Source organism: Pseudoduganella sp. R-34, from assembly GCF_049904655.1.
In the GTDB taxonomy this organism is placed as follows: domain Bacteria; phylum Pseudomonadota; class Gammaproteobacteria; order Burkholderiales; family Burkholderiaceae_D; genus Rugamonas.
Window position 1 is genome coordinate 889,687 of record NZ_CP184572.1, and the last position, 24,025, is coordinate 913,711.

The 24,025-nt window shown below is 62.4% G+C and carries 23 protein-coding genes; 17 read left to right on the forward strand and 6 right to left on the reverse strand.

Annotated elements, in window-relative coordinates:
- Window positions 1-6: 6 nt before the first annotated feature.
- From ccsB to ACN9MW_RS04160, 3 genes are all read left to right on the forward strand, one after another.
- The gene (ccsB, locus tag ACN9MW_RS04150) at window positions 7-1,152 is read left to right on the forward strand and encodes a c-type cytochrome biogenesis protein CcsB (protein ID WP_426167807.1); all 1,146 of its coding nucleotides are present in this window, start codon (window positions 7-9) and stop codon (window positions 1,150-1,152) included.
- A 61-nt stretch (window positions 1,153-1,213) separates the two neighbouring features.
- A complete protein-coding gene (msrP, locus tag ACN9MW_RS04155) occupies window positions 1,214-2,128 on the forward strand; it encodes a protein-methionine-sulfoxide reductase catalytic subunit MsrP (protein ID WP_426167809.1) in 915 nt (304 codons plus the stop codon).
- Complete coding sequence (locus tag ACN9MW_RS04160) at window positions 2,128-2,748, forward strand: sulfite oxidase heme-binding subunit YedZ (RefSeq protein ID WP_426167811.1); 621 nt, start codon at window positions 2,128-2,130, stop codon at window positions 2,746-2,748. The genes msrP and ACN9MW_RS04160 overlap by 1 nt, the downstream gene beginning before the upstream one ends.
- Before the next feature lie 51 nt (window positions 2,749-2,799).
- Here the strand turns inward: ACN9MW_RS04160 and lysA are convergent, their stop codons facing one another.
- Complete coding sequence (gene lysA / locus ACN9MW_RS04165; protein WP_426167813.1) at window positions 2,800-4,068, reverse strand: diaminopimelate decarboxylase; 1,269 nt, start codon at window positions 4,066-4,068, stop codon at window positions 2,800-2,802.
- Window positions 4,069-4,072: 4 nt separating this feature from the next.
- Window positions 4,073-4,216, reverse strand: a complete 144-nt coding sequence (gene lptM, locus ACN9MW_RS04170; protein WP_082507583.1) for an LPS translocon maturation chaperone LptM — start codon at window positions 4,214-4,216, stop codon at window positions 4,073-4,075.
- A 72-nt stretch (window positions 4,217-4,288) separates the two neighbouring features.
- Between lptM and cyaY the strand changes: the two genes are divergently transcribed.
- Window positions 4,289-4,621, forward strand: a complete 333-nt coding sequence (gene cyaY, locus ACN9MW_RS04175) for an iron donor protein CyaY (RefSeq protein WP_426167815.1) — start codon at window positions 4,289-4,291, stop codon at window positions 4,619-4,621.
- 100 nt (window positions 4,622-4,721) lie between these two features.
- Here cyaY and ACN9MW_RS04180 read toward each other — a convergent pair whose 3' ends face one another.
- Window positions 4,722-6,989, reverse strand: a complete 2,268-nt coding sequence (locus ACN9MW_RS04180) for a penicillin-binding protein 1A (RefSeq protein WP_426172113.1) — start codon at window positions 6,987-6,989, stop codon at window positions 4,722-4,724.
- Between the two features lie 362 nt (window positions 6,990-7,351).
- On the opposite strand from ACN9MW_RS04180, the gene ACN9MW_RS04185 reads away from it, so the two are divergent.
- From ACN9MW_RS04185 to ACN9MW_RS04230, 10 genes are all read left to right on the forward strand, one after another.
- The gene (locus tag ACN9MW_RS04185; protein ID WP_426167817.1) at window positions 7,352-8,431 is read left to right on the forward strand and encodes a pilus assembly protein PilM; all 1,080 of its coding nucleotides are present in this window, start codon (window positions 7,352-7,354) and stop codon (window positions 8,429-8,431) included.
- Window positions 8,431-9,069, forward strand: a complete 639-nt coding sequence (locus ACN9MW_RS04190; RefSeq protein WP_426167819.1) for a PilN domain-containing protein — start codon at window positions 8,431-8,433, stop codon at window positions 9,067-9,069. The genes ACN9MW_RS04185 and ACN9MW_RS04190 overlap by 1 nt, the downstream gene beginning before the upstream one ends.
- A gap of 10 nt (window positions 9,070-9,079) precedes the next feature.
- On the forward strand, window positions 9,080-9,766 hold the full coding sequence (locus tag ACN9MW_RS04195) for a type 4a pilus biogenesis protein PilO (RefSeq protein WP_426167821.1): 687 nt from the start codon (window positions 9,080-9,082) through the stop codon (window positions 9,764-9,766).
- Window positions 9,763-10,290, forward strand: a complete 528-nt coding sequence (locus ACN9MW_RS04200; protein WP_426167823.1) for a pilus assembly protein PilP — start codon at window positions 9,763-9,765, stop codon at window positions 10,288-10,290. The genes ACN9MW_RS04195 and ACN9MW_RS04200 overlap by 4 nt, the downstream gene beginning before the upstream one ends.
- A complete protein-coding gene (pilQ, locus tag ACN9MW_RS04205) occupies window positions 10,287-12,455 on the forward strand; it encodes a type IV pilus secretin PilQ (protein WP_426167825.1) in 2,169 nt (722 codons plus the stop codon). Before ACN9MW_RS04200 ends, pilQ begins: the two co-directional genes overlap by 4 nt.
- Window positions 12,456-12,491: 36 nt before the next feature.
- Window positions 12,492-12,938: an Ig-like domain-containing protein gene (locus tag ACN9MW_RS04210; protein ID WP_426167827.1), complete on the forward strand. Its 447-nt coding sequence runs from the start codon at window positions 12,492-12,494 to the stop codon at window positions 12,936-12,938.
- 94 nt (window positions 12,939-13,032) lie between these two features.
- Window positions 13,033-14,652, forward strand: coding sequence for a bifunctional shikimate kinase/3-dehydroquinate synthase AroKB (aroKB, locus tag ACN9MW_RS04215; RefSeq protein ID WP_426172115.1), 1,620 nt, complete (start codon window positions 13,033-13,035; stop codon window positions 14,650-14,652).
- Between the two features lies 1 nt (window position 14,653).
- Window positions 14,654-15,784: a deoxyguanosinetriphosphate triphosphohydrolase gene (locus tag ACN9MW_RS04220; protein WP_426167829.1), complete on the forward strand. Its 1,131-nt coding sequence runs from the start codon at window positions 14,654-14,656 to the stop codon at window positions 15,782-15,784.
- Window positions 15,785-15,843: 59 nt separating this feature from the next.
- Window positions 15,844-16,479, forward strand: coding sequence for a TMEM175 family protein (locus ACN9MW_RS04225; protein ID WP_426167831.1), 636 nt, complete (start codon window positions 15,844-15,846; stop codon window positions 16,477-16,479).
- A gap of 85 nt (window positions 16,480-16,564) precedes the next feature.
- Window positions 16,565-16,822, forward strand: coding sequence for a hypothetical protein (locus ACN9MW_RS04230; protein WP_426167833.1), 258 nt, complete (start codon window positions 16,565-16,567; stop codon window positions 16,820-16,822).
- A gap of 6 nt (window positions 16,823-16,828) precedes the next feature.
- On the opposite strand, the gene mutY is transcribed toward ACN9MW_RS04230, so the two are convergent.
- From mutY to mutM, 3 genes are read right to left on the reverse strand one after another with little or no spacing between them, the layout of a single operon-like run.
- Window positions 16,829-17,932, reverse strand: a complete 1,104-nt coding sequence (gene mutY, locus ACN9MW_RS04235) for an A/G-specific adenine glycosylase (protein WP_426167835.1) — start codon at window positions 17,930-17,932, stop codon at window positions 16,829-16,831.
- Entirely contained in the window at window positions 17,933-19,861 is a 1,929-nt protein-coding gene (locus ACN9MW_RS04240) for a dynamin family protein (RefSeq protein ID WP_426167837.1), read from the reverse strand. It lies immediately after the preceding gene.
- Between the two features lie 10 nt (window positions 19,862-19,871).
- Entirely contained in the window at window positions 19,872-20,705 is an 834-nt protein-coding gene (mutM, locus tag ACN9MW_RS04245; protein WP_426167839.1) for a bifunctional DNA-formamidopyrimidine glycosylase/DNA-(apurinic or apyrimidinic site) lyase, read from the reverse strand.
- Window positions 20,706-20,768: 63 nt separating this feature from the next.
- Between mutM and ACN9MW_RS04250 the strand changes: the two genes are divergently transcribed.
- The 3 genes from ACN9MW_RS04250 to ispE are packed head-to-tail and all read left to right on the forward strand — an operon-like array spanning window position 20,769 to window position 24,021.
- Window positions 20,769-22,547: a tetratricopeptide repeat protein gene (locus tag ACN9MW_RS04250; protein WP_426167841.1), complete on the forward strand. Its 1,779-nt coding sequence runs from the start codon at window positions 20,769-20,771 to the stop codon at window positions 22,545-22,547.
- Window positions 22,547-23,140 carry a lipoprotein insertase outer membrane protein LolB gene (locus ACN9MW_RS04255; protein WP_426167843.1) on the forward strand — a complete coding sequence of 198 codons (594 nt, stop codon included), beginning with the start codon at window positions 22,547-22,549 and terminating at the stop codon, window positions 23,138-23,140. Before ACN9MW_RS04250 ends, ACN9MW_RS04255 begins: the two co-directional genes overlap by 1 nt.
- Window positions 23,141-23,142: 2 nt before the next feature.
- Window positions 23,143-24,021 (forward strand): 4-(cytidine 5'-diphospho)-2-C-methyl-D-erythritol kinase, encoded by an 879-nt coding sequence (ispE, locus tag ACN9MW_RS04260; protein WP_426167845.1) that lies wholly within the window; start codon window positions 23,143-23,145, stop codon window positions 24,019-24,021.
- Window positions 24,022-24,025: the final 4 nt, after the last annotated feature.

A 24,025-nucleotide genomic window follows, 5' to 3' on the forward strand; every position in this document is an offset into this window, starting at 1 on the left:
TTGCAAATGGAAGCAACACAAACTTATACCCAGCAGCCCGGCTATTTCAAGCGCCTGAACGCGTTCGACTGGCTGTTTGCCGTGGTGCTGTGCGCGGGGGCGCTGTACGCCTTCAACCGTTTCGGCGCCTACATGGACATTTATGAAAAGGCTATCCTGCTGGCCTCGGCCCCGGTGTTTGCCGCGCTGGGCTGGTACTGGAAGCCGCTGCGCTGGCTGATGCCGCTGTCGTTTGCACTGGCGCTGTGGGCTGTCAGCCTGTACAGCGGCGACCTGGCGGCGGCGGACAAGCGCTTCTTCCTCAAGTACATGCTGTCGAGCCAGTCGGCCATCCTGTGGATGAGCACCATGTTCGTCCTGTCGACCCTGTTCTACTGGGGCGGCCTGGTGGCCCGTTCGGATTTCGGCGGCGCGATTGGCTCGCGCCTGTGCTGGGCCGGCATCGTGCTGGGCGTGACCGGCATGCTGGTGCGCTGGTACGAGTCCTACCTGATCGGCACCGACGTCGGCCACATCCCGATCTCGAACCTGTACGAAGTGTTCATCCTGTTCTCGCTGATCACCGCGATGTTCTACCTGTACTACGAAGAACACTACAAGACCCGCGCCCTGGGCCCCTTTGTGCTGCTGGTGATTTCGGCCGCTGTCGGCTTTCTGCTGTGGTACACCGTGGCGCGCGGCGCTTCGGAGATCCAGCCGCTGGTGCCGGCCCTGCAAAGCTGGTGGATGAAGATCCACGTGCCGGCCAACTTCATCGGCTACGGTACCTTCGCCCTGGCGGCCATGGTGGCGTCAGCCTACCTGCTGAAGTCGCACGGCATGCTGGAAGACCGCCTGCCGTCGCTCGAAGTGCTGGACGATGTGATGTACAAGGCCATCTCGATCGGCTTTGCCTTCTTCACCATCGCCACCATCCTCGGCGCCCTGTGGGCGGCGGAAGCCTGGGGCGGCTACTGGTCCTGGGACCCGAAGGAAACCTGGGCCCTGATCGTCTGGCTGAACTACGCAGCCTGGCTGCACATGCGCCTGATGTCGGGCCTGCGCGGCCGCCCTGCCGCATGGTGGGCCCTGGTCGGCCTGCTGGTCACCACCTTCGCCTTCCTGGGCGTGAACATGTTCCTCTCCGGCCTGCATTCCTACGGCAAGCTTTAATATCGGCTTCAGCAAACTGGTGTAAGGTTTAGCTATTACCTTGCACCAGTTGGAGCCGGCCATGTTGATTCTCCCTTCCGAAATCACGCCGCGCGAAGTATTCGAATCGCGCCGCAAGTTCATCAAGTTGGCCGCTGCCGGCGCCATTCTTGGCCCGGAACTGGTGCAGGCGGCCAATCTCCCGTCCAAGCTGAATCCTGCTTACGCCGTGATGGAAAAGCAGACCTCGCGCAAGGACGCCACCAGCTACAACAACTTCTACGAATTCGGCACCGACAAGTCCGATCCTGCCGAGAACGCGCATACGCTGCGCACCCGCCCGTGGACGGTGCAGATCGAAGGCGAAGTCAAAAAGCCCATGACCCTCGACATCGACAGCCTGCTCAAGCTGGCGCCGCTGGAGGAGCGCATCTACCGGCTGCGATGCGTCGAAGGCTGGTCGATGGTGATTCCGTGGATTGGCTATTCTTTCTCCGAATTGATCAGGAAGGTCGAGCCGAGCGGCAATGCCAAGTTCGTCGAATTCATCACCCTGGCCGATCACCAGCAAATGCCGGGCGTGCGCAGCCGTGTGCTGGACTGGCCCTATGTGGAAGGCCTGCGCATTGACGAGGCGAACCATCCGCTGGCGCTGCTCACGGTGGGTATGTACGGCGACGTGCTGCCGAACCAGAACGGCGCGCCCGTGCGCATGGTGGTGCCATGGAAGTACGGCTTCAAATCGGCCAAGTCGATCGTCAAGATCCGTTTCGTGCGCGACATGCCGCGCACCTCATGGAACAAATCGGCGCCCAATGAGTACGGCTTTTATTCGAACGTGAACCCGGAAGTTGACCACCCGCGCTGGTCGCAGGCATCCGAGCGCCGCATCGGTGAAGACGGCTTCTTCACCAAAAAGCGCAAGACGCTGATGTTCAACGGCTACCCGGAAGTGGCGTCCCTGTACACCGGCATGGATTTAAAGAAGTACTACTGATGGCCTTTACTCCCATACCGCGCCAGCTAACGGCAATCAAGAGCATCGCCTTTGTGCTGGCGCTGGTGCCGTTCTTCGCCCTGGTATATCTGGTGGCGACGGACCAACTGGTCGAACCGCTGCAGTACATCACGCGCAATACGGGTTCGTGGACCTTGTACTTCCTGTGCATCACGCTGGCTGTCACGCCGCTGCGCCGTTTGTCGGGCTGGAACTGGCTGCTCAAGTTGCGCCGCATGATGGGGCTGTATGCGTTCTTCTACGCGCTGCTGCACTTCACCACTTTCCTCTGGTTCGATCATTTCTTCGACGTGCAGGAGATGTTGAAAGATGTCGCCAAACGGCCCTTCATCACTGTCGGCTTCACTGCCTTCGTGCTGCTGGTGCCGCTGGCCGTGACAAGCACCAACGGCATGGTGCGGCGCCTGGGCGGCAAGCGCTGGCAACTGCTGCACAAGCTGGTGTATGTGATTGCGCCGTTGGGCATCCTGCATTTCTGGTGGATGCGGGCGGGCAAGCACGACTTCAACAAGCCGATCCTGTTTGGGCTGATCGTGATTGTGCTGCTTGGGATGCGCGCCTGGTGGGCGCGCACTGGTAAACCGGCAACCCGGGTCTGACCCAAGGGTCAGACCCCCGATGATCTTGCGGATGGCGGGGTTGGTTTTGCTTTATCGGATAACCGACTCCAGCGCGAACAGGTCGGCTGGATTTTCGCGCTGGCGCACAACGTGGACCTTGTCGCCGTCAACGATCAGCTCCACGGCGCGGCCGCGGGTGTTGTAGTTGGAAGCCATGGTCATGCCGTAGGCACCGGCGGTCTTCATCACCAGCAGGTCGCCGGCATCGACGTTCAGCTCGCGGTCGCGGGCCAGCCAGTCGCCGGACTCGCAGATCGGGCCGACCACGTCGAACATGGCGGCTGCGGCGTCGTTGCGCACCACCGGTTGCATATCCATCCATGCCTGGTACATCGCCGGGCGGGCCATATCGTTCATGGCTGCGTCGACGATGCAGAAGTTCTTCTCTTCGCCGTGCTTGATGAATTCCACGCGGGTCAGCAGCACGCCGGCGTTGCCGACGATGGAGCGGCCCGGCTCGAAGATCACCTTGATCGGTGCCCCACCATGCTTCTCGGTGCGCCAGGCATCGATGCGCTTGAACAGGCGCGCCAGGTAGTCGCCGACAGGCACCGGTGCGCCGTCGCCGTAGTCGATGCCCAGGCCGCCGCCGATATCCAGGTGGTGCAGGTGGATGCCTTCCGCGCCCAGCGCGTCGATCAGTTCAATGAGCTTGTCTAGCGCTTCCAGCAGCGGCGCGTCGTCCAGCAACTGCGAGCCGATATGGCAGTCGATGCCGGAGACGTCCAGGTGCGGCAGCTTGGCGGCGGTGCGGTAGGTTTCCAACGCGTCGTCGAAGGCCACGCCGAACTTGTTGGCTTTCAGGCCGGTGGCGATGTAGGGGTGGGTCTTGGCGTCCACGTTCGGGTTCACGCGCAGCGAGATGCGCGCTTTCTTGCCCATGTTGCCGGCCACTTCGTTCAGTCGGTGCAGTTCCGGGATCGATTCGACGTTGAAGCACAGGATGTCGTGTTCGAGCGCCAGGCGCATTTCTTCCACGCTCTTGCCGACGCCGGAGAAGATCACTTTCTTCGGGTCGCCGCCGGCGGCGATCACGCGCAGCAGTTCGCCGCCCGACACAATGTCGAAACCTGCGCCGCGGCGGGCCAGCAGGTCGAGGATGGCCAGGTTGGAGTTCGCCTTCATCGCATAGCACACCAGCGCATCGCGGCCGGCGCAGGCATTGGCGTAGGAGTCGAAGTTTTCGGTCAGCTGGGACTTGGAGTAGACGTAGGCCGGGGTGCCGTAGCTTTCCGCGATGGCGTCGAGCGCAATGCTTTCGGCGTGCAGCACGCCGTTCTGGTATTCGAAGTGGGACATAAGCTTACTGTTGGGATGCTGGTGGTGTGGACGGAACCGGAGCCGCCGGTGGCGCCACGCCCGGTTTCGCCTCGGTGGCGGGCTTGGCGGGTCGCTTAGGCATGTAGAGGGGGCCGGTTTGGCCGCATCCGGCCAGCAGGGCTGCCATTGTAAGGACAGCAAGTGCGATTGGGGACTTCACGATTAAAATAGGGGCTTGATAGGAATCTTGGAGTGTAGCATGACCGAATCGGAATTTTTGGACCTGGCCGAAGCGACCCTGGATGCGATCGAGGCTTCGCTGGACCGCCTGTGCGAGCAGGATATGGTGGACGTGGAGTGCAGCCGCAGCGGGAACGTGCTGGAGATAGAGTTCGTGGGGAACGGATCGAAGGTGATCATCAACTCGCAGGCGCCGATGCAGGAGCTGTGGGTCGCGGCGAGGTCGGGCGGCTTCCACTATCGCCAGGTGGAGGGCAAGTGGGTGGATACGCGCCGTGGTACGGAGTTGTATGCGGCGCTGTCGGAGATTGTGACGGAGCAGGGTGGGGCGCCGGTGGTGGTGGCGCCCTGAAACCGGTAAACCGGTGCCTGACCCGCAGGGTCAGGCACCAGGCCTGTGGCAGCCGCGTATTGGTGTCTGACCCTGCGGGTCAGACACTGCACTGCCGGTTTTAGAACAGCTCGTTTTTCACCGCATCCTTCTGCTTCTCCTCCGCCGGCGTGCCGCGCGTCGCGCCTTCCAGGCTGTCGATGCCCACGCCCGGTGGATTCTCCGCATAGTAGTACTCGCCATCCTGGGCAATGATGCCCTGCGGAATCGGCCTTTCCTCAATTGGAATATTCTTCAGCGCCTTGCCCATGTAGCTGATCCAGATCGGCAGGGCCAGCCCGCCGCCGGTTTCCTTGTTGCCCAGGTTCTTGGGCTGGTCGAAGCCGATCCAGGCAATGCCCACCAGCTTGGCCTGGTAGCCGGCAAACCATGCATCGATCGAATCGTTGGTGGTACCGGTCTTGCCCGCGATGTCCGGGCGCTTCAGCGACAGGGCACGGGTGGCGGTACCGAAGCGCACCACGTCCTTCAGCATCGAATCCATCAGGAAGGCGTTGCGCTCGTCGATGACGCGGTTCTTTTCGTCGCCCGCCTTGTCCGGGTTGGCCTGCGACAGCACCTTGCCGTTGGCATCGGTGACCTTGGCGATCAGGTAAGGCGAAATCTTGTAGCCGCCGTTGGCAAATACCGCATAGGCGCCGGCCATCTGCATCGGGGTCACGCCGCCGGCGCCCAGGGCCAGCGTCAAATAGGGCGGGTTGCGCTCGGGGTCGAAGCCGAAGCGGGTGGTGTATTCCTGGCCGTACTTGGCGCCGATGCGGTGCAGGATGCGGATCGAGATCATGTTCTTCGACTTGGTCAGGCCGCGGCGCATGGTCATCGGGCCTTCGTACTTGCCGTCGTAGTTCTTCGGCTCCCAGGCCTGGCCGCCGGTCTGGCCGGCGTCGAACGAGATCGGCGCATCGTTGATCATGGTGGCCGGCGACAGGCCGCGCTCAAGAGATGCTGAGTAAATGAAAGGCTTGAACGAGGAACCGGGCTGGCGCCAGGCCTGGGTCACGTGGTTGAACTTGTTTCGGTTGTAGTCGAAGCCGCCCACCATGGCCTTGATCGCTCCATCTTCGGTGCTGGCCGAAACAAAGGCCGATTCCACTTCCGGCATCTGGGTAATCAGCCAGTCCTTGTCGTCCTGCATCACGCGGATCACGGCGCCGCGGCGGATGCGCTTGTTCGGCGGGTTTTTGTCCGAAAGCCAGCTCTTGCCCATGGCCAGGCCGGCGCCCTTGATGGTAATTTCCTCGCCGGAAGCGGTGACTGCCACCACCTTGTCGGCAGCGGCGCTCAACACCATGGCGGCCACGATATTGTCGCTGTCCGGATGCTCGGCCAGTTCGGTCTCCACGATTTCGTCGGCTTCCGACTTGTTGGCCGGCAGGTCGACATACGATTCCGGGCCGCGGTAAGCGTGGCGCTTCTCGTATTCCATCACGCCGCTGCGCAGCGCCAGGTAGGCGGCGTCCTGGTCGGCCTTGGTAATCGTGGTGAACACGTTCAGGCCGCGCGTGTACGTCTCTTCCTTGAATTGCTCGTAGACCAGCTGGCGCGCCATTTCCGCAACATATTCGGCATGAACACCAAACGCACTGCTGTCTGTTTTCACTTTTAACTGCTCATTCTTCGCCACCTCATACTGTGCGGGCGTAATATAGCCAAGCTGGGCCATGCGTTGCAGGATGTACTGCTGGCGCACCTTGGCGCGCTTCGGGTTGACCACCGGGTTGTAGGCCGAAGGCGCTTTGGGCAGGCCGGCCAGCATGGCCGCTTCCGCCACGCTAATGTCTTTCAGGTTCTTGCCGAAATAGATTTGGGCGGCCGATGAAAAGCCGTAGGCCCGCTGCCCCAGGTAGATCTGGTTCATGTAGACCTCAAGGATCTGGTCCTTGGTCAGGTTCTGCTCGATCTTCCAGGCCAGCAGCGCTTCGTAGGCCTTGCGCTTGAACGTCTGCTCGCTGGAGAGGAAGAAGTTGCGCGCTACCTGCTGCGTGATGGTGGACGCGCCCTGGCGGGCGCCGCCCGTCGCGTTGTGGACCGCGGCACGCAGGATGCCCCAGTAGTCGACGCCGCCGTGTTCATAGAAGTTGCTGTCTTCGATCGCCAGCACGGCCTTCTTCATGACGTCGGGGATGTCCTTGATATGCACCAGGTTGCGGCGCTCTTCGCCGAACTCGCCGAGCAGCACATTGTCGGCCGAGTAAATACGCAGCGGTATTTTCGGACGGTAATCGGTAATGGTATCCAGCGACGGCAGGTTGGGGTAGGCCAGGGCCAGGCCGAATACCACCAGCAGGACGCCGGCCAGGATCAGGCCCAGCAAAGAAATCAGGGCCATCAGCAGAAAACCCTTCGGCGATTTTTTTGCCGTGGTCTCGTGGTTGTTTGCAGTCATACGCAGCTTCAGTGAGTTTTATGCAAGGCATTATAAATGAGGCCCCTGGCCCTTGAGCGCACGTGATCTCTGGAAATATTGGCTGTAGGCAACAAGACAACTTAGTTTATTGATATGCCATTAATTGCAACATTGGGTGTGGCAAATCCCTCACAAAACATTAATGGTGCACTGGAGAAATACCTTTACACGGCGCTGACAATGTTGCTAGCATCTAATGTACTGTCTCATGTTTGCGGTCTAAACACGGGTTTTTAAACGAATTTGGATATGTAAATGTCTATGGAGTTGTCAGGAGTGCATCCATGTCATTGGACCTGAAAGCCCTGTTTGGCGGCGCCCAGGGCCCGCTGGTTGGCTTAGATATCAGCACCTCGAGTGTGCGTATGGTGGAATTGTCCGAAGCGGGCAAGGACGGCATGCGCCTTGACCGGTGCGCCTCGGAGCCCCTGCCGCGCGGCGCAGTCGCCGACGGCAATATTGAAAATATGGAGCAAGTGGTCGAGGCGGTGCGCCGCCTGATCAAGAAAAGCGGCACGCGCGCCAAACACGTCGCGCTGGGCATGCCGCCTGCTTCCGTGATTACCAAGAAAATCGTGCTGCCGGCCGGTTTGTCGGAGCAGCAGCTGGAGATGCAGGTCGAGTCCGAAGCTGCCCAGTACATCCCGTTTGCACTCGACGAGGTGAGCCTGGACTTCGACGTGATCGGGCCGGTTGCCAATTCGACGGAAGACATCGAAGTCATGCTGGCTGCGGCACGTCGCGAAAAGGTCGTCGACCGCGTGGCGATTGCTGAAGAGGCCGGCCTGAAAGCATCGGTGGTGGACGTCGAATCGTATGCCGCGCGAGCCGCGCTGGACCACGTCACCTCGCAGCTGCCGAATGCCGGCGCCGGCCAGGTGATTGCGCTGTTCCAGATCGGCGCCGTGTCGACCCAGATTTCGGTGATGCTCGATGGCACGACGGTCTATGAGCGCGAGCAGCCGTTCGGCGGCAATTCGCTGACCCAGGATATCGTGCGTTCCTACGGCCTGGCTTTCGAAGAGGCCGAGGCGCGCAAGAAGGCCGGCGACCTGCCGGAGAACTACCAGTCCGATGTGCTCGCACCGTGGCTGGAAGGCGCCGCGCTGGAAGTGACGCGCGCGATCCAGTTCTTCTTCACGTCGACGCCGTTTACCAAGATCGACCAGATTTTCCTGGCGGGCGGCTGCGCCGTGTTGCCGGGCTTGCTGGACATGATCGCCAGCCGCACCCGTATTTCCAGCGCCGTCATTTCGCCGTTCAAGGGCATGCAGCTGGCGTCCGGCGTGCGTGAACAGGCGCTGCGCAACGATGCGCCGGCATACCTGGTGGCCTGCGGCCTAGCCATGCGGAGGTTCGGCTGATGATACGCATTAACCTTCTCCCGCACCGGGAGGAAAAACGCGCGCTGCGCAAAAAAGCCTTTTACGCAATGCTTGGCATCGGCGCCATCGCCGGCGCGACGGTCGTGCTGATGGTGGGCGGCTATAACGCCCGTGCCATTTCGATCCAGGACTTGCGCAACGGTGAACTGAAGGGCGCCATCGCTGAACTGGACAAGAAAATCGTGGAAATTTCCACGCTGCGCCAGGAAATCGACGCGCTGAAGGCGCGCCAGCAAGCGGTGGAAGACTTGCAGGCTGACCGCAACCAGCCGGTCTACCTGATGGATGAACTGGTCAAGCAGACGCCACCGGGCGTGTTCTTGAAGTCCGTCAAGCAGGAAGGCCAAAAAGTCACGCTGACCGGCAGTGCCCAGTCGCAGGAACGGGTGTCCGAGCTGCTGCGCAACCTGTCCGGCAATTCGCCGTGGCTGGAACGTCCGGAACTGGTCGAAGTCAAGGCCGGCACGATCGGCGGCAAGGACAAGTCGAGCGGCCGCGCCATCGTCGAGTTCCAGCTGTCCGTCATGATCAAACGTCCGCGCGACAAGGACGAAAACCCGGACGGCAAGCCGGGCGCCAAACCTGGCGCCACGCCGAATGCCGCAGCCAAGTCCTGAGAAACTAACCATGGCAACTGATTTGAAACATTTAGATGAGGTGCTCAAGGCCCAGTTCAGGGACCTGAACGGGGTGCACCCGGGCCTGTGGCCGATCCTGCCGCGCGTGCTGCTTGCGCTGGGCGTGGCGGCTCTGGCCGTCGCTGCCGGCTATTTCCTGTACTGGGAGTCCCAGTACGAGGAGCTGGAAGCAGGCGCGCAGCAGGAGCAAAAGCTGCGCGACGAATACAAGCTGAAGATCGCCCAGGCGGTCAACCTCGAGGAGCTCAAGCGCCAGAAGGAACAGGTCGACAAGTACGTGGTGCAGATGGAGAAGCAACTGCCGGGCAAGGCAGAAATGGCGGCCCTGCTGTCGGACATCAACAATGCCGGTACCGGCCGCGGCCTGACTTTTGAACTGTTCAAGCCGAACCGTGTCGAAGTCAAGGATTACTACGCCGAGCAACCGATCGAGCTGCGCGTCAATGGCAGCTACCACGATCTTGGGGCTTTCGCCGGCGACCTGGCAGGCATGGCGCGTATCGTCACGCTGAACAACGTCTCGCTGGATATCAAGCCCAAGGAGGGCAAGGAGTTGCCAGCCGGCGTGCTGCAATTGAATGCCATCGCCAAGACCTTCCGCTATCTTGATGCAGAGGAAGTGGCCGAGCAGCGCAAGGCGGCCAACGAGAAGAAAAAGGGAGGTAAGAAGGAATGAAGAAGTTTGCCCCCCTCGCCTGTGCCCTGCTGCTGACCGCCTGCGGTGAGAGCGACGTGCAGCAGGTGCGTACCTGGATGAAGGAGACCGAGGCCCAAACCAAGCCGACCGTCAAGCCGCTGCAGGAACCGAAGACCTTCGTGCCTTTTGCCTACGTGGCCGGCGACGTGCTTGATCCCTTCAACGCCAGCAAGCTGCTGACCGAACTGGCCAAGAGCCGCGCAGGCAGTTCCCAGGCGCCGGACCAGAACCGGCGCAAGGAATTCCTCGAAAGCTTCCCGCTGGATGCCATGAAGATGGTCGGCACCATGGAAAAGAACAATGTGGTGAATGGCCTGGTGCAGATCGACCGCACCGTCTACCAGGTCAAGAAGGGACAGTACGTGGGACAGAATTATGGTTTGATCACCGGGGTCACGGATGACGCGATCACGGTGCGTGAAATTGTTCAGGATGCGGCCGGCGACTGGGTCGAGCGCATGTCGAAGCTGGAACTGCAGGAAAGTAAGGAGAGCTCCAAATGATCGCCATCAGAACCCTGAAGCGCTTGTGCCGCCAGGCTAGCGTAGTGCTGGCCCTGGCCGGCAGCGCAGCCGTTGCGCAGGCCCAGCAAGGCAACGCGATCGAATCGATCACGGCCAACCAGCAGGGCAGCAATGTGATCGTGAAGATCGCAATGAAGGATACGCCGCAAAAGCTGCCGATCGGCTTTGCCATCACCAACCCGGCCCGTATCGCGCTCGATTTCGGCCAGACCAGCAATGCTACCGGCAAGACCAGCCAGGACCTGAACATGGGCGACCTGGCCAGCGTCAACGTGGTGCAGGCTGGTGATCGTTCGCGCCTGGTGTTCAACCTGAAGCGCACGCTGAACTACGCCACCGCCATCGACGGCAAGAACGTGATCCTGACCATTGATGCTTCCGGCGGCGTGGCGCAGGCAGTTGACGCGCGCGGCCTGCCGGTGGCGGCAGCCAAGCCTGCCGCGCCGGTAATTGTCGGCAAGCAAGCGCTGCGTGATATCGACTTCCGCCGCGGTAACAACGGCGAAGGCCGCGTGGTGATCGACCTGCCGAACAACCAGGTTGCCGTCGACGTGCGCCAGACCCCGACCGGCGTCGTGGTGGACTTCCTCAAGACTACCGTGCCGGATACCCTGCGCCGCCGCCTGGACGTGACCGATTTCGGCACCCCGGTCAACCGCATCACCACCGTGCCGCACGGCGACAATGTGCGCATGACCGTGGAAGCGCACGGCCTGTGGGAGCAGAGCGTGTACCAGAGCGACACCCAGCTGGTGGTGGACGTCAAGCCGATCAAGGAAGACCCGAACAAGCTGGTGCAAGGCAGCCAGGGCTACCGCGGCGAGAAGCTCTCGTTCAACTTCCAGAACGTGGAAGTGCGCGCTGCGCTGCAGGCCATTGCCGATATCTCGGGCCTGAACATCATCACCAGCGACAGCGTGCAGGGCAACCTGACCCTGCGCCTGAAGGAAGTGCCTTGGGACCAGGCGCTGGATGTGGTGCTGCAAGCCAAGGGCCTGGACATGCGCAAGAACGGCAACGTGCTGTGGATCGCGCCGAAGGAAGAATTGCTGACCAAGGAAAAGCTGGAGCTGGAGCAGAAGGCCCAGATCGCCGACCTGGAGCCGCTCAAGTCCGAAATCTTCCAGCTTAACTACCAGAAGGCGGAAGCATTCAAGACCGTGTTCGGCATTGAAGGCGGCGGCGACACGAAGAACCGCATCCTGTCCAAGCGCGGCAGCGCCATCATCGAAACGCGCACCAACCAGCTGTTCGTGACCGATATCGCGTCCAAACTGGAAGAAGTGCGCAAGCTGATCCAGAAGACCGACATCGCCACCAAGCAAGTGCTGATCGAAGCGCGTATCGTGGAAGCGTCCGATACCTTTACCCGCAACCTGGGCGCCAAGCTGGGCTTTGCCGACATGCGCGCCATCCGCGGCGGCGACGCCGGCTGGGGTGTCGGCAACGGCAACAACCGCGTTGGCCTGACCGGCAACATCACCGGCATGGGCCAGGCACAAGGCATTGTAAAAGTGGATGATGGCCAGGGTTCCTACAACAATACCCAGTTCATCAACCTGCCAGCGGCATCGATCAACGGCGCGCAGGCTGGCAGCCTGGCAGTCAGCCTGTTCAATTCGGCTGCCAACCGCTTCCTGAACCTGGAACTGTCGGCCCTGGAAGCTGACGGCGCCGGCAAGATCATCTCCAGCCCGCGTGTGGTGACCGCCGACAAGGCTCCTGCCGTGATCGAGCAGGGCGTGGAACTGCCATACCAGGTGGCGACTTCTTCCGGCGCGACCTCGATCGTGTTCCGCAAGGCCAACCTGAAGCTGGATGTGGTCCCGCAGATTACGCCGGACGGCAATGTGGTGCTGGATGTTGACGTGAACAAGGACTCGGTGGGCCAGGAAACCCGCGCCGGTTTCGCCATCGATACCAAGCACGTCAAGACCCAGGTGATGGTGGAAAACGGCGGCACCGTGGTGCTGGGCGGTATCTATCAGCAGGTCGAGCGCAACACCACGAGCAAGGTGCCAGTACTGGGCGATGTGCCGATCCTTGGCAACCTGTTCAAATCGAATACGCGCGTCAATGACAAGACCGAACTGCTGGTCTTCATTACGCCAAAGATCGTTACCGACCGCCTGTCCGCGCGTTGAGGCGAAACATAGTGTCATCAGAATAAAGGAAAGAACATGGCAAACGTAGTATTCCGAAAACTGTCCGGCCTGGTTGGCGCGCTGGCTTGCGCCAGCCTGCTGGCAGCTTGCGGCGGCGGCGGCGGCAACCCTGGCGTCAGCCCCACCAATCCCGATCCGCTGACGCCGAAGGCCTCCAGTGTGGTGGTGAGTTCCAGCTCCGATACCATTGCCGCCTCTGGCGTCGACGGCACGGAAGTGACGATTACTGCCACCGTCAAGGATGGCGGCAACCAGGCCGTGCCTGGCGCAACTGTACTGTTCAGTACCTCTGCAGGCACCATCAGCAACAGCGGTGCGACCACGGACAGCAATGGCCAGGTCAGCGAGAAGCTGAGCGTGAAAGGCGTTAACCAGCCGGCTGGCCTGGAAATCAAGATTTCCGCCGGCGTCAAAGGCGTCGACCACGTCAGCACCAACACCATTACCGTCAAGACGGTATAAGCGGCACCCACTGCAGCGCCTGCCCGGCGGCAGGCTGCTGCAGTGTAATTTGCGCTATCATGCGTGAATGCAAAATGTATACTTAGTCGGATTGATGGGGGCTGGCAAGACGACCATCGGTCGCCAACTGGCCCGCAAGCTGGGCTTGCGGTTTGTCGATTCCGATCATGAGATCGAAAGCCGCACCGGCGCTTCCATTCCCTGGATCTTCGAGATCGAAGGCGAGCCGGCCTTTCGCCGGCGCGAAGCGGAAGTCATCCGCGAACTGACCAGCCAGCAAGGCATCGTGCTGGCCACCGGCGGCGGCGCCATCCTCAACGAGGACAGCCGCACCCTGCTGCAACAGCGCGGCACCGTCATCTACCTGCGTGCGTCGATCAACTCGATCCTGGCGCGTACCGCGCACGACAAGAACCGGCCCCTGCTGCAAACGGCCGACCCCCGCAAGAAACTCGAAGAACTGCTGGCGCAGCGCGAGCCGCTGTACATGGACATGGCCGACCTGGTCATCGACACCGGCCGCCCCAACGTACAATCGATGGTGCAGAACATCATCAACCAGCTCGATGCGCTGGCCTGCCAGGCCGCGCCCAATTGCATCACCAAAGCACAACCCGCGATGAACGAACAAACCAACATCCTGCTCAACGTCGACCTGGCCGAGCGCAGCTACCCGATCGCCATTGGCCCTGCGCTGCTGGACGATGCCGGCCTGCTGGCCAAATACGTGGGCGGCAAGAAAGTCGCCATCGTCTCCAACGACACCGTGGCGCCGCTATACATGGAGCGCGTACGCGCGCCGCTGGCCGCCGCCGGCAAGGAGGTGATCGAAGTGGTGCTGCCGGACGGCGAGGAGCACAAGCACTGGGAATCGCTGATGAAGGTGTTCGACGCCCTGCTGGCCAGCAAGGCCGACCGCAAGACCACCCTGGTGGCGCTGGGCGGCGGCGTGATCGGCGACATGACCGGCTATGCCGCCGCCTCCTATATGCGCGGAGTCGACTTCGTGCAGGTGCCGACCACCCTGCTGTCCCAGGTCGATTCCTCGGTCGGCGGCAAGACGGGCATCAACCACCCGCTGGGCAAGAACATGATTGGGGCCTTCTACCAGCCGAAGGCGGTGATCGCCGACACCACCACGCTGGAAACGCTGCCGGTGCGCGAACTGTCGGCCGGCCTGGCGGAAGTGATCAAGTACGGCTGCATCATCGACGTGCCGTTCTTCGAATGGATCGAAGCGAACATGGGCCTGCTGATGGCGCGCGACAAGGGCGCGCTGGCCTACGCCATCGCGCGCTCCTGCGAGATCAAGGCCGATGTGGTGCGCCAGGATGAACGCGAAGGCGGCCTGCGCGCGATCCTGAATTTCGGCCATACCTTTGGCCATGCCATCGAGGCAGGCATGGGCTATGGCGCCTGGCTGCACGGCGAAGCGGTCGGCTGCGGCATGGTGATGGCGGCCGACCTGTCGCAGCGCCTGGGCTTCATCGACGCCGCCACGGTGGAACGCATCCGCGACCTGGTGTCCGCCGCCGGCCTGCCGATCGCGGCGCCGGACCTGGGCGCCGAACGCTGGCTGGAACTGATGGAGGTGGACAAGAAAAACGAGGGCGGGGCGATCAAGTTCATCCTGCTCGATCCGCTTGGCAAGGCGCGCATCACGACGGCGCCGCAAGACCTGCTGCTGCAAACCCTGGCCGCCTGCACGGAGTAATATGGAAGAGACGCTCGCCCCCTACGCAGCACATTCGGACAAGGGGCGCGGCCGCCGCTTTCCCGAAACACCGCATGCCTCGCGTTCGCAGTTCCAGCGCGACCGCGACCGCATCATCCATTCGACCGCCTTCCGCCGGCTCGAATACAAGACCCAGGTCTTCCTCAACCACGAGGGCGACCTGTTTCGTACCCGCCTGACGCACAGCCTGGAAGTAGCCCAGATCGGCCGTTCGCTGGCGCGCAACCTGCGCCTGAACGAAGACCTGGTGGAAGCCATCGCGCTGGCGCACGACCTGGGCCACACGCCGTTCGGCCATGTGGGGCAGGACGTGCTGCACGAATGCATGAAGGAGCATGGCGGCTTCGAGCACAACCTGCAAAGCTTGCGCGTGGTCGACCTGCTGGAGGAACAGTATGGTGCTTTCGATGGCCTGAACCTGATGTTCGAAACGCGCGAAGGCATCCTGAAGCACTGCTCGGTCAATCATGCCCGCCTGCTGGGCGACGTCGCCCAGCGCTTCCTCGACAAGACCCAGCCTTCGCTGGAAGCGCAGCTGACCAACCTGGCCGACGAAATCGCCTACAACAGCCACGATATCGATGACGGCCTGCGTTCCGGCCTGATCTCCATTGCGCAGCTGGAGGAAGTGGAATTCTTCGGCCGCCTGTGGCGCGAGGTACAGGATGCGCACCCGGGTCTGGCCGGCCGCCGCGCCATCTACGAAACGCTGCGCCGCCTGATCACCGCCCTGGCCGACAACCTGATCGCCACCTCGCAGGAGCGCATCGCCGCGCACCATCCGCAAAGCATGGAAGACGTGCGCGCCGCGCCGCCGCTGATCCGCTTTTCCGACCAGATGCGCAAGGATGCCACGGAGCTCAAGCGCTTCCTGCACGAGAACCTGTACCGCCACTACAAGGTCAACCGCATGCGCCTGAAGGCCAGCCGCATGGTGCGCGAGCTGTATGAAGCGTTCACCGCCGACCCGTCGCTGCTGCCGCCCGATTACCGCACCGAGCGCGGCGATGTGACCGGACAGGCGCGCCGCGTGGCAGACTACATTGCCGGCATGACCGACCGTTATGCCATCGCCGAGCACCGCCGCATCTATTCGCTGGAAAACCTCTAGCTTGCATCGGTGTGCGTCACAGGTTAATCTTCTGGCAAGCTAAACTTGCCAGAAGAACCATGACCGACATCACTGCCTCCATTGCCACCACCCCACAACTCAGCAAGCACCGCATCGAAGCCCTGGTTGACGGCATCTTCGCCGTCACCATGACGCTGCTGGTGATCGAATTGCGTTTGCCGGAACACGCCACTACGCATAACAGCGCCGAATTGCTGGGAGTCTTGCAGGAATTGGCGCCGACCTTCATCTCTTGGGTGTTGAGTTTCCTGGTACTGGCGCTCTATTGGACCGCCAACCATCGCCTGTTCAGCTATGTGCGCCATGTGGATACGCCTTTGCTGTGGTACACCATCCTGTTGCTGGCAGGCGCCAGCCTGCTGCCCTTCGCTTCCGCAGTAAACAGCCGCTACCTGTCGCAACTGGCGCAAGCGGTGTATGCGGGAGTGATGTGCCTGATGTCGATCGGCTCGCTGCTGGTCGCCACGCGCATTTACCGCCATCCAGAGTTGTGCGCGCATCCGATGGACAAGGCAACCTATGTTGCGGCATGCACCCGCACCGGCATCATGGTCGTCATCGCCATCGTGACCGTCGTGGTGGCCGGCCAGGTCGCCGGCATTGCCAACTCGGCCTTCCTGCTGCTGTTCCTCGCGCGCCCCTTGAGCAACTTGCTGACGCGCCGCCTGCGCTAAGTTTGCGCTGGCTCAAGCCGATTCGCACCTGGGCCTGCTTGAAAGACCGGCTTCCAGGGACGATGATGGGACTTGGGAGGCGTAGGTGATCGAGGAACAAGAAAAGTCCGGCCTGGAACATGAGCGACGCTTTGCTGCACTCGAGCAAAACGTCGCCGTCATCATGTCCAACTACGCGACAAAAGAAGACCTTGCGAAGCTGCAAACGCAGCTGGCGCGCATGGGCACGCAAATGGCGCAAATGGAGACCCGCCTGATCAAATGGGTGATCGGCGCGATGGCAGCAAGTATCGTCAGCGTGATCGGAACCGCATTGAGCGTTGCCAAGCTGTTCATGTCGTAACTGCTGTCAGAACATGCGCCCCTGGCTGCGCTCGCCGAGCAGGTCGAGCGCGAGCTTCTTGATGGGCGCGGGCAGGGCCGCGCCGGGCAGGACGGAGGCATCAAGCCAGGTATAGCGGCCTTCGCCGGCCAGGGCGGCGCGGCTTGAGAGGCTGACCAGCAGCGGGTGGATGTGCAGCTTGTAATGCGTGAAGACGTGCACTACCGGCAGCAGGCGTTCCAGCGATTCCATCACGCCAAACGGCTGCACCGCGGCAGCGACAGCTGAATCATCAGGCCCGGCGTCCTGCGCGGCGAAGGCCGCGTGGCCTGCCAGTTCAGGCAGGGACAGCAGGCCGCCCCAGATGCCGGCGGCCGGGCGCTGTTCCAGCAGCACCTGGCCGCGGTCCACCAGCAGCAGCATGTGCGCCACTTTCTGCGGCGTGGCCTTCTTCGGCTTGCGCACCGGCAGTTCGGCCGTGCGCCCGGTGGCGAAGGCGACGCAGCGCGGCTGCATGGGACAGCGTTCGCAGGAAGGGCTGCTGCGCGTGCACAGCGTCGCGCCCATGTCCATCAAGCCTTGCGTGTAGGCCTCGATGTCCTCGGCCGGCGCCAGCGCTTCCGCGCGTGCCCACATGGCTTCTTCTGTCTTGCGTTCGCCGGGATAAGTATCGATGCCGAACACGCGCGCGAATACGCGCTTCACATTGCCGTCCATGATGGCGGCGCGGCGGCCGGCGGAGAAGGCGGCAATGGCGGCGGCGGTGGAGCGTCCGATGCCAGGCAATTCGGCCAGCAAGGCAGGATCGGCAGGAAATACGCCGCCGTATTCAGCCACCACGCGCTGCGCGCACTTGTGCAGGTTGCGCGCGCGCGTGTAGTACCCAAGGCCGGCCCACTGCGCCATCACGTCTTCAACGGGAGCGGCGGCCAGCGAAGCGAGGGTAGGGAAGCGCAGCAGGAAGCGCGCGTAATAACCCAGCACTGCCGAAACCTGCGTCTGCTGCAGCATGATCTCGGACAGCCACACCAGGTAGGCATCGCGGGTGTTCTGCCACGGCAGGTCGTGGCGGCCATGTTTCTTCTGCCACGCAACCAGCGTGGCAGAAAAGCTCGGGTCTTCGTACTGCAATTACGCCGCTGCCTCCAGTACTACATGCTCGGCCGAGATCGCATCGTTGATGGCGGCGGCCAGCGCGGCCAGCTTGGCCTTTTGCGCCTCCAGCTCGGCCTGGGTGGTTTCGAAGGCCTCGATCTTCTGCTCCAGCGTATCGGTCGCATCGTGGATGCGTGCGATCGACTGCTGGCGGTGCTTCAGCTGCTCCTTGTGCTGGCGGATCTGCGCTTCCAGCGGCGCCATGATGACCTTCAGCCAGGCATCGGTATCGGCATTGGCGGCCTTGAAGCAGCGCTTGACGGCCGATGCCACCGAATCGAAGAAGCGCTCCATCAGCACCACGCGCGAAGTGGTCAGCATGACGGCGGTACCGAACTGCTTCTCGTAGATGCCGTGGGCTTCATTGATTTCATCGCGGTACTTGGCCAGCGAGAAGGCCATCGGCATCGGCAGGGTCAGGCCGTGCTCCGTCGAGAACTTCTTGTACATGGTTTCCATCATGCTGCGGATCTCTTCGATCTTGCGCTCCGATTCATCCAGGTTGGCGTGGATGCTGTCGAAGTACACCTTGATGGCATCGCGCAGGCCGGTGGTGAAGCGGCTGTTCTGCATTTCCGAACGCGCCTTGATCAGGTTGTCGCGCAGGATGCCCATGCCCAGGCTGGAATACAGCTCGGTGGACAAGCGGGTGAACACCGCGCGCGTGGCCTGCAGCTTGAACAGGCTTTCGTCGAATTCCTTTTTCTCGGCTTCGACGCGGCGCGCCATGTGCGCGATCACCGACTGGTTCTTGCCGCGCAGGCCTTTCAGCTCCAGCAGTTGCTCGACGATGCCGCGCGTCTTGGCCGACAGCGCCGCGTACTGGGCGCCGCTCAGTGCCGCCAGTTCGTCGCCCAGGCGACGGCGGATGATGTCCTTGCGGGCCGGGATCAGTTCGTTGAACAGCGCGCTCTCCAGCTGCTTCATGCGGCTCTTGTGCACCAGGTCATGGTCGCCGGTGATCTTGCCCAGCAGCGCTTTCTGCGCCGAGACCGGGAATACCTGGCGCGCGTCAAGGCCCAGCATATGGGCTGCGTGCTCGCGCTGGCGCGCGATGGCGGCTTCGATTTCTTCTTCGGTACGCAGCGGATCCCACATGGAGTCGATCTTGTTCAGCACCACCATGCGCCCGGCGCCATTGCCGATGTGGGTGCGCCATACTTCGATGTCGCTCTTGGTGACGCCGGTGTCGGCGGCCAGGATGAACAGCACGGCGTGCGCGTGCGGGATCATGTTCAGCGTCAGTTCCGGTTCGGTACCGATGGCGTTCAGGCCCGGCGTATCGAGGATCACCAGGCCCTGCTTCAGCAGCGGGTGCGGGAAGTTGATGATGGCGTGGCGCCACTGCGAAATCTCGACCAGGCCATTGTTGTCCAGCGTGGCGCCCATGTCGGGATCGTTCTCGTCGTACAGGCCGTAGCGCTTGGCTTCTTCCACCGGCACGTGGCGGGTCAGGCTGACCTGCTTGAACACTTCCTGCATCTGTTCCGCGGAATCGAGCTGCAGCGGCAGCACGGTCCAGGCATGCGGCTCGTCGCGGTAGTCGCTGGTCGACAGGTTTTCGGCGCGCGTTTCGATCGGCAGCAGGCGGATGCAGGCAGGGTAGGCCGGGTCGTACATCAGCTCGGTCGGGCACATCGTGGTGCGGCCGGCTGCCGACGGCAGGATGCGCTGGCCGAAATCGGCGAAGAAGATCGAATTGATCAGTTCGGATTTGCCGCGCGAAAATTCCGCCACAAAGGCCACCGACAGCTTGTCGTCGGCCAGTTTGGACAGCGTTTGCGCCAGGCGCTGTTCGGTCGCGGCATCGGACAGATCGGCCTGCACGATCCAGTCTCGGTAGTTTGCGACGGCGCCCATGACGCCTTGGCGCCATTGGCTGTATTGTTCCAGGTCCCGTACCATTAGCTTCTCGTTATTTCTGGCAATTTACACAATAAAAAGTGGATCTTTGGCCCTGCTTGATCTGGCGCACAGGCGCGCCGCAACAACGGCAGGGCACACCAGCACGATCATAGACGAAATATGTCTGTTGGAAATACCCTGATTGTCCATTTACCCCGATAAAGTCGCGCAAAGTGCTGCCTCCTTGCACAATTGCCTCAGCCAGCACGTCGCGGATGGCCTGCGCCAGGCGGTCGTAGCGGGCGGCACTGATGCGGTTGGCTGCGGTTTTCGGGTTGATCCCGGCGCGAAACAGGCTTTCAGAGCAGTAGATATTGCCCACCCCGACCACGATGTCGCCGGCCATCAGCACTTGCTTGATGGCCGCGCCGCGGGTACGGGTCTGTTCGAACAGCAGCTTGCCGGTAAATAGCGGGCCCAGCGGCTCCACGCCCAGGCCGCGCAGCAGCAAGTGCTCTTCCAGTGCGCCGTCTTCCGCCGCGTGCCACAGCACGGCGCCGAAACGGCGCGGATCGGTCAGGCGCAACACCTGCCTGCCATCGGCGCCTTCCACCATCATGTCGAAATGATCATGTTTTTCCGGCGGAATGCCGGTTGGCAGCACGCGCAGGTGGCCGCTCATGCCAAGGTGGATGATCAGCGAGCCATGCTCGAATTGCAGCAGCAGGTACTTGCCGCGGCGGCCGGTCGCGACGATGCGGCGGCCGGCCAGCAGCGCCGGCAAGTCGTCCGGGAAGGGCCAGCGCAAGCCTTCGCGGCGCAGCACCACGTCGCGCACGATACGGCCTTCGAGATGGGGTGCGACGCCGCGCCGGGTGACTTCTACTTCTGGTAATTCAGGCATGAGGGTGGTTTCTTGCAGGTTGGCGTAGAATCAAGTCTTGAGCCCGATTTGCAGGATCTTCCTTTGAAAAACGCATTCGCCATTGTAACCCTGTCGGTCCTCGTGTCCGCCTGCGCAGTCGTGCCACCGGAACAGGCTGCGCCTGAGCCCGCAGCACCCGTGGCGCCGGCCACGCCGGCTGCCGATGCCATTGCCAAGGCCGCCAGGCTCGACGAAAAGCTGCCCAACGTCGAACTGACCAGCGATTTGTTCTACAAGCTGACCAAGGCCGAACTCGATTTCAAACGCGGCCAGTGGCAAAGCGCCTATGTGACCATGATGGTGCTGGCACAGCAGACGCGCGACCCGCGCCTGGCGCGCCGCGCTTCCGAAATGGCGCTGTCGGCCAAGCAGGGCAATGAAGCGCTGGCAGCGATCCGCCTGTGGCGCGAACTCGCGCCCGATTCCGACGAGGCCGCACAGTATTTCCTCGGTTTTGCCGTCCTGGGCGACGACCTGGGCGAGGCGGAAACCCTGTTCGCGCAGCGCCTGAAAGCTTCGCCGCCGACGGGCCGCCCGCTGCTGATGTTCCAGATGCAGCAATTCCTGCTGCGCGCAAAGGACAAGGCTGCCGCCTTCGGGCTGATGGAGCGCGTCCTGCAGCCCTACCTGAATACGCAGGAAGCCCACCTGGTGCTGGCGCAAGGCGCCAGCGCCGCCAGCGATGCCGAGCGGGCGCGCGAGGAAGCGAAGAAAGCCGTGGCGATCAGGCCCGACTCGGAACTGGCCACGCTGACCATGGGGCAAATGCTGGGCGACCTCGATGGCGCGCAAAAACTGTTCGCCGAGTTCCTGCAGAAATACCCGGCCGCGCGCGAAGTGCGTTCGGCCTATGCCCGCCTGCTGGTGGAGCAGAAGCAGTACGACCAGGCGCGCGAACAGTTCCTGCTGCTGCTGAAAGAACAGCCTGACAATCCGGGCACCCTGTATGCGCTCGGCATCATGGCGCTGCAGGGACAGGACAGCAAGGCGGCCGAGGGCTATTTCAAGCGCTATGTGGAAGTGCTGGAGGCGGCTCCCGATCCTGAGCGCGACCCGAACAAGGCGCTGATGCTGCTGGCCCAGATCGCCGAAGAAAAGGGCGACCTCGATGGCGCGCTGGCATGGCTGGACAAGATCGACGGCGAAGATGCCCGCGCCGCCCTGCCGGCTCGCCTGAAACGCGCTCATCTCACGGCACGCAAAGGCGACGTCGACGGCGCGCGCGCACAGTTAAAAGAGATCGCCCCGGCCGACCAGGCCGAGCAGGTGCAGATCCTGCAAACGGAAGGCCAGTTGCTGCGCGACTCGGGCCGCGCAGTGGAAGCCTTCAAGACTTTGCAGGATGGCGTGCTGCGCTTCCCCAACAGCCCCGACCTGATGTACGACTACGCGCTGGCCGCGGAAAAGCTGGGCAAGGTCGAGGCGATGGAAACCGCGCTGCGCAAGGTGATCGAGTCGGTGCCCGACAACCACCACGCCTATAACGCGCTGGGCTATTCGCTGGCGGACCGCAATGTGCGCCTGGACGAAGCGTATGAGCTGATCGACAAGGCGCTGAAGATGGCGCCGGGCGACCCTTACATCATGGACAGCATGGGCTGGGTGCTGTTCCGCATGGGCAAGCTGAAAGAGGCAGAGCAATCGCTGCGCCAGGCCTATGCGCTGCGTGGCGATGCAGAAATCGCCGTGCACCTGGGCGAAGTGCTGTGGAAGCAGGGCGACAAGGCCGGCGCCGCCAAGCTGTGGCGCGAGGCCCGCGACAAGGATCCAAAAAACGACGCGCTGCGCAGCACGCTGGCGCGCCTCAACGCAGGAATTTAATGAGCTTCAAGACACTCGCCGCCATCGCCGGCGCGGCCGCCATCCTGTGCGGCTGCGCCACCACGCCAACTGCGCCGCCATCCGCTGCCGTTGTCGCGCCCTACGCCGACAGCCTGGCCGTGTCGGGGCGCCTGAACGTGCGCTATATCAAGAACGGCAACCCGGAGTCCTCCACCGTCAAATTTGACTGGAAGCAGGACGCGCAGAGCACCGAGGTCGCCTTGTTTGATCCCTTCGGCAGCAAGGTGGCCAATATCAGCGTGACGCCGGAGGGCGCCACGTTGCGCCAGGGCGGCAACAAGCCGCCGCTGACGGCGCCAAGCATCGACGCGCTGAGCGCGCGTGCGCTGGGATGGGCGTTGCCGGTAGCAGGCCTGCGCGGCTGGCTGCAGGGCCACGCCACCGCTGCCGACGGCAAGCCATGGTCGGCCAGCCCGGCCAACAGCGAAGTGACCACGCGTGAAGGCTGGCACCTGCAATATACGGATTGGCAGCCCGACAGCTCCCCGCCGCGCCCGAAACTGATCGACGCCGAGCACCCGGGCGGAGGCGATGTGCAGCAAATGGCCTTGCGGATCGTCATCTCCGAATAAACATGAAAAGCCTGTTGAACTGCCCGGCTCCGGCCAAGCTGAACCTGTTCCTGCACGTGAATGGCCGCCGCGCCGATGGCTACCATCTGCTGCAATCGGTATTCCAGATCATCGATCGCTGCGATACCCTGCATTTCTCTCTGCGCGACGATGCTGAACTGCATCGCTCCAACGATATCCCCGGCGTGCCCGTCGAGCAGGACCTGGTGATCCGCGCTGCCCGCATCCTGCAGGCCGAAGTCTTGCGCCGCACCGGCGCCTTGCCGCCAGGCGTGAATATCACGGTCGACAAGATCCTGCCCATGGGCGGCGGGCTGGGCGGCGGCTCGTCCGATGCGGCCACCACTTTCATGGCGCTGAACAAGCTGTGGGCTGCAGGACTGCAGCGCGAAGAGCTGATGGCGCTGGCCTTGCCGCTGGGCGCCGACGTGCCTTTCTTTATCTTTGGCCAGACCGGCTTTGCCGAAGGCGTTGGCGAAGAACTGCAGGCGGTTGATGCGCCTGACTGTTGGTATGTTGTCATCGAGCCCGGCGTGGCCTGTCCGACGGCGCAAATTTTTACCTCCGAGCATTTGACAAGGGATACGCCGCCCGTTAAGATGTCGGACTTTTCCAGCTACCATGCAAATCGACAAGATCTGCGGCAGTTCGGGAAGAACGATTTGCAACAAGTGGCGTGCCGCTTATTCCCGCAGGTAGCAGAAGCGGTAGAATGGCTGGGCGCTGCCGGCGACGCCAGGATGACTGGCTCCGGAGCTTGTGTGTTCGTCGCCCTCCATAGCGAAGAACAGGCCGATGCGGTGCTTGCGAAAGTGCCAGCCGCCTGGACCGGGTGGAAAGCGAGGGCACTGAAACAGCATCCGATCATCGCAAAGTTGTGAAGCG

Excerpts from the sequence above, each read along its gene's own strand:
- ACN9MW_RS04200 (WP_426167823.1), top strand. The coding sequence starts at position 9,763 with ATGAAGAAGTTTGCCCCCCTCGCCTGTGCCCTGCTGCTGACCGCCTGC.
- ACN9MW_RS04190 (WP_426167819.1), top strand. The coding sequence starts at position 8,431 with ATGATACGCATTAACCTTCTCCCGCACCGGGAGGAAAAACGCGCGCTG.
- ACN9MW_RS04225 (WP_426167831.1), top strand. The coding sequence starts at position 15,844 with ATGACCGACATCACTGCCTCCATTGCCACCACCCCACAACTCAGCAAG.
- cyaY (WP_426167815.1), top strand. The coding sequence starts at position 4,289 with ATGACCGAATCGGAATTTTTGGACCTGGCCGAAGCGACCCTGGATGCG.
- ispE (WP_426167845.1), top strand. The coding sequence starts at position 23,143 with ATGAAAAGCCTGTTGAACTGCCCGGCTCCGGCCAAGCTGAACCTGTTC.
- ACN9MW_RS04240 (WP_426167837.1), bottom strand. The coding sequence starts at position 19,861 with ATGGTACGGGACCTGGAACAATACAGCCAATGGCGCCAAGGCGTCATG.
- ACN9MW_RS04210 (WP_426167827.1), top strand. The coding sequence starts at position 12,492 with ATGGCAAACGTAGTATTCCGAAAACTGTCCGGCCTGGTTGGCGCGCTG.
- ACN9MW_RS04255 (WP_426167843.1), top strand. The coding sequence starts at position 22,547 with ATGAGCTTCAAGACACTCGCCGCCATCGCCGGCGCGGCCGCCATCCTG.
- lptM (WP_082507583.1), bottom strand. The coding sequence starts at position 4,216 with ATGGCAGCCCTGCTGGCCGGATGCGGCCAAACCGGCCCCCTCTACATG.
- ACN9MW_RS04160 (WP_426167811.1), top strand. The coding sequence starts at position 2,128 with ATGGCCTTTACTCCCATACCGCGCCAGCTAACGGCAATCAAGAGCATC.
- ACN9MW_RS04180 (WP_426172113.1), bottom strand. The coding sequence starts at position 6,989 with ATGGCCCTGATTTCTTTGCTGGGCCTGATCCTGGCCGGCGTCCTGCTG.
- ACN9MW_RS04195 (WP_426167821.1), top strand. The coding sequence starts at position 9,080 with ATGGCAACTGATTTGAAACATTTAGATGAGGTGCTCAAGGCCCAGTTC.
- mutM (WP_426167839.1), bottom strand. The coding sequence starts at position 20,705 with ATGCCTGAATTACCAGAAGTAGAAGTCACCCGGCGCGGCGTCGCACCC.
- ACN9MW_RS04220 (WP_426167829.1), top strand. The coding sequence starts at position 14,654 with ATGGAAGAGACGCTCGCCCCCTACGCAGCACATTCGGACAAGGGGCGC.
- pilQ (WP_426167825.1), top strand. The coding sequence starts at position 10,287 with ATGATCGCCATCAGAACCCTGAAGCGCTTGTGCCGCCAGGCTAGCGTA.
- msrP (WP_426167809.1), top strand. The coding sequence starts at position 1,214 with ATGTTGATTCTCCCTTCCGAAATCACGCCGCGCGAAGTATTCGAATCG.
- ccsB (WP_426167807.1), top strand. The coding sequence starts at position 7 with ATGGAAGCAACACAAACTTATACCCAGCAGCCCGGCTATTTCAAGCGC.
- lysA (WP_426167813.1), bottom strand. The coding sequence starts at position 4,068 with ATGTCCCACTTCGAATACCAGAACGGCGTGCTGCACGCCGAAAGCATT.
- aroKB (WP_426172115.1), top strand. The coding sequence starts at position 13,033 with ATGGGGGCTGGCAAGACGACCATCGGTCGCCAACTGGCCCGCAAGCTG.
- ACN9MW_RS04185 (WP_426167817.1), top strand. The coding sequence starts at position 7,352 with ATGTCATTGGACCTGAAAGCCCTGTTTGGCGGCGCCCAGGGCCCGCTG.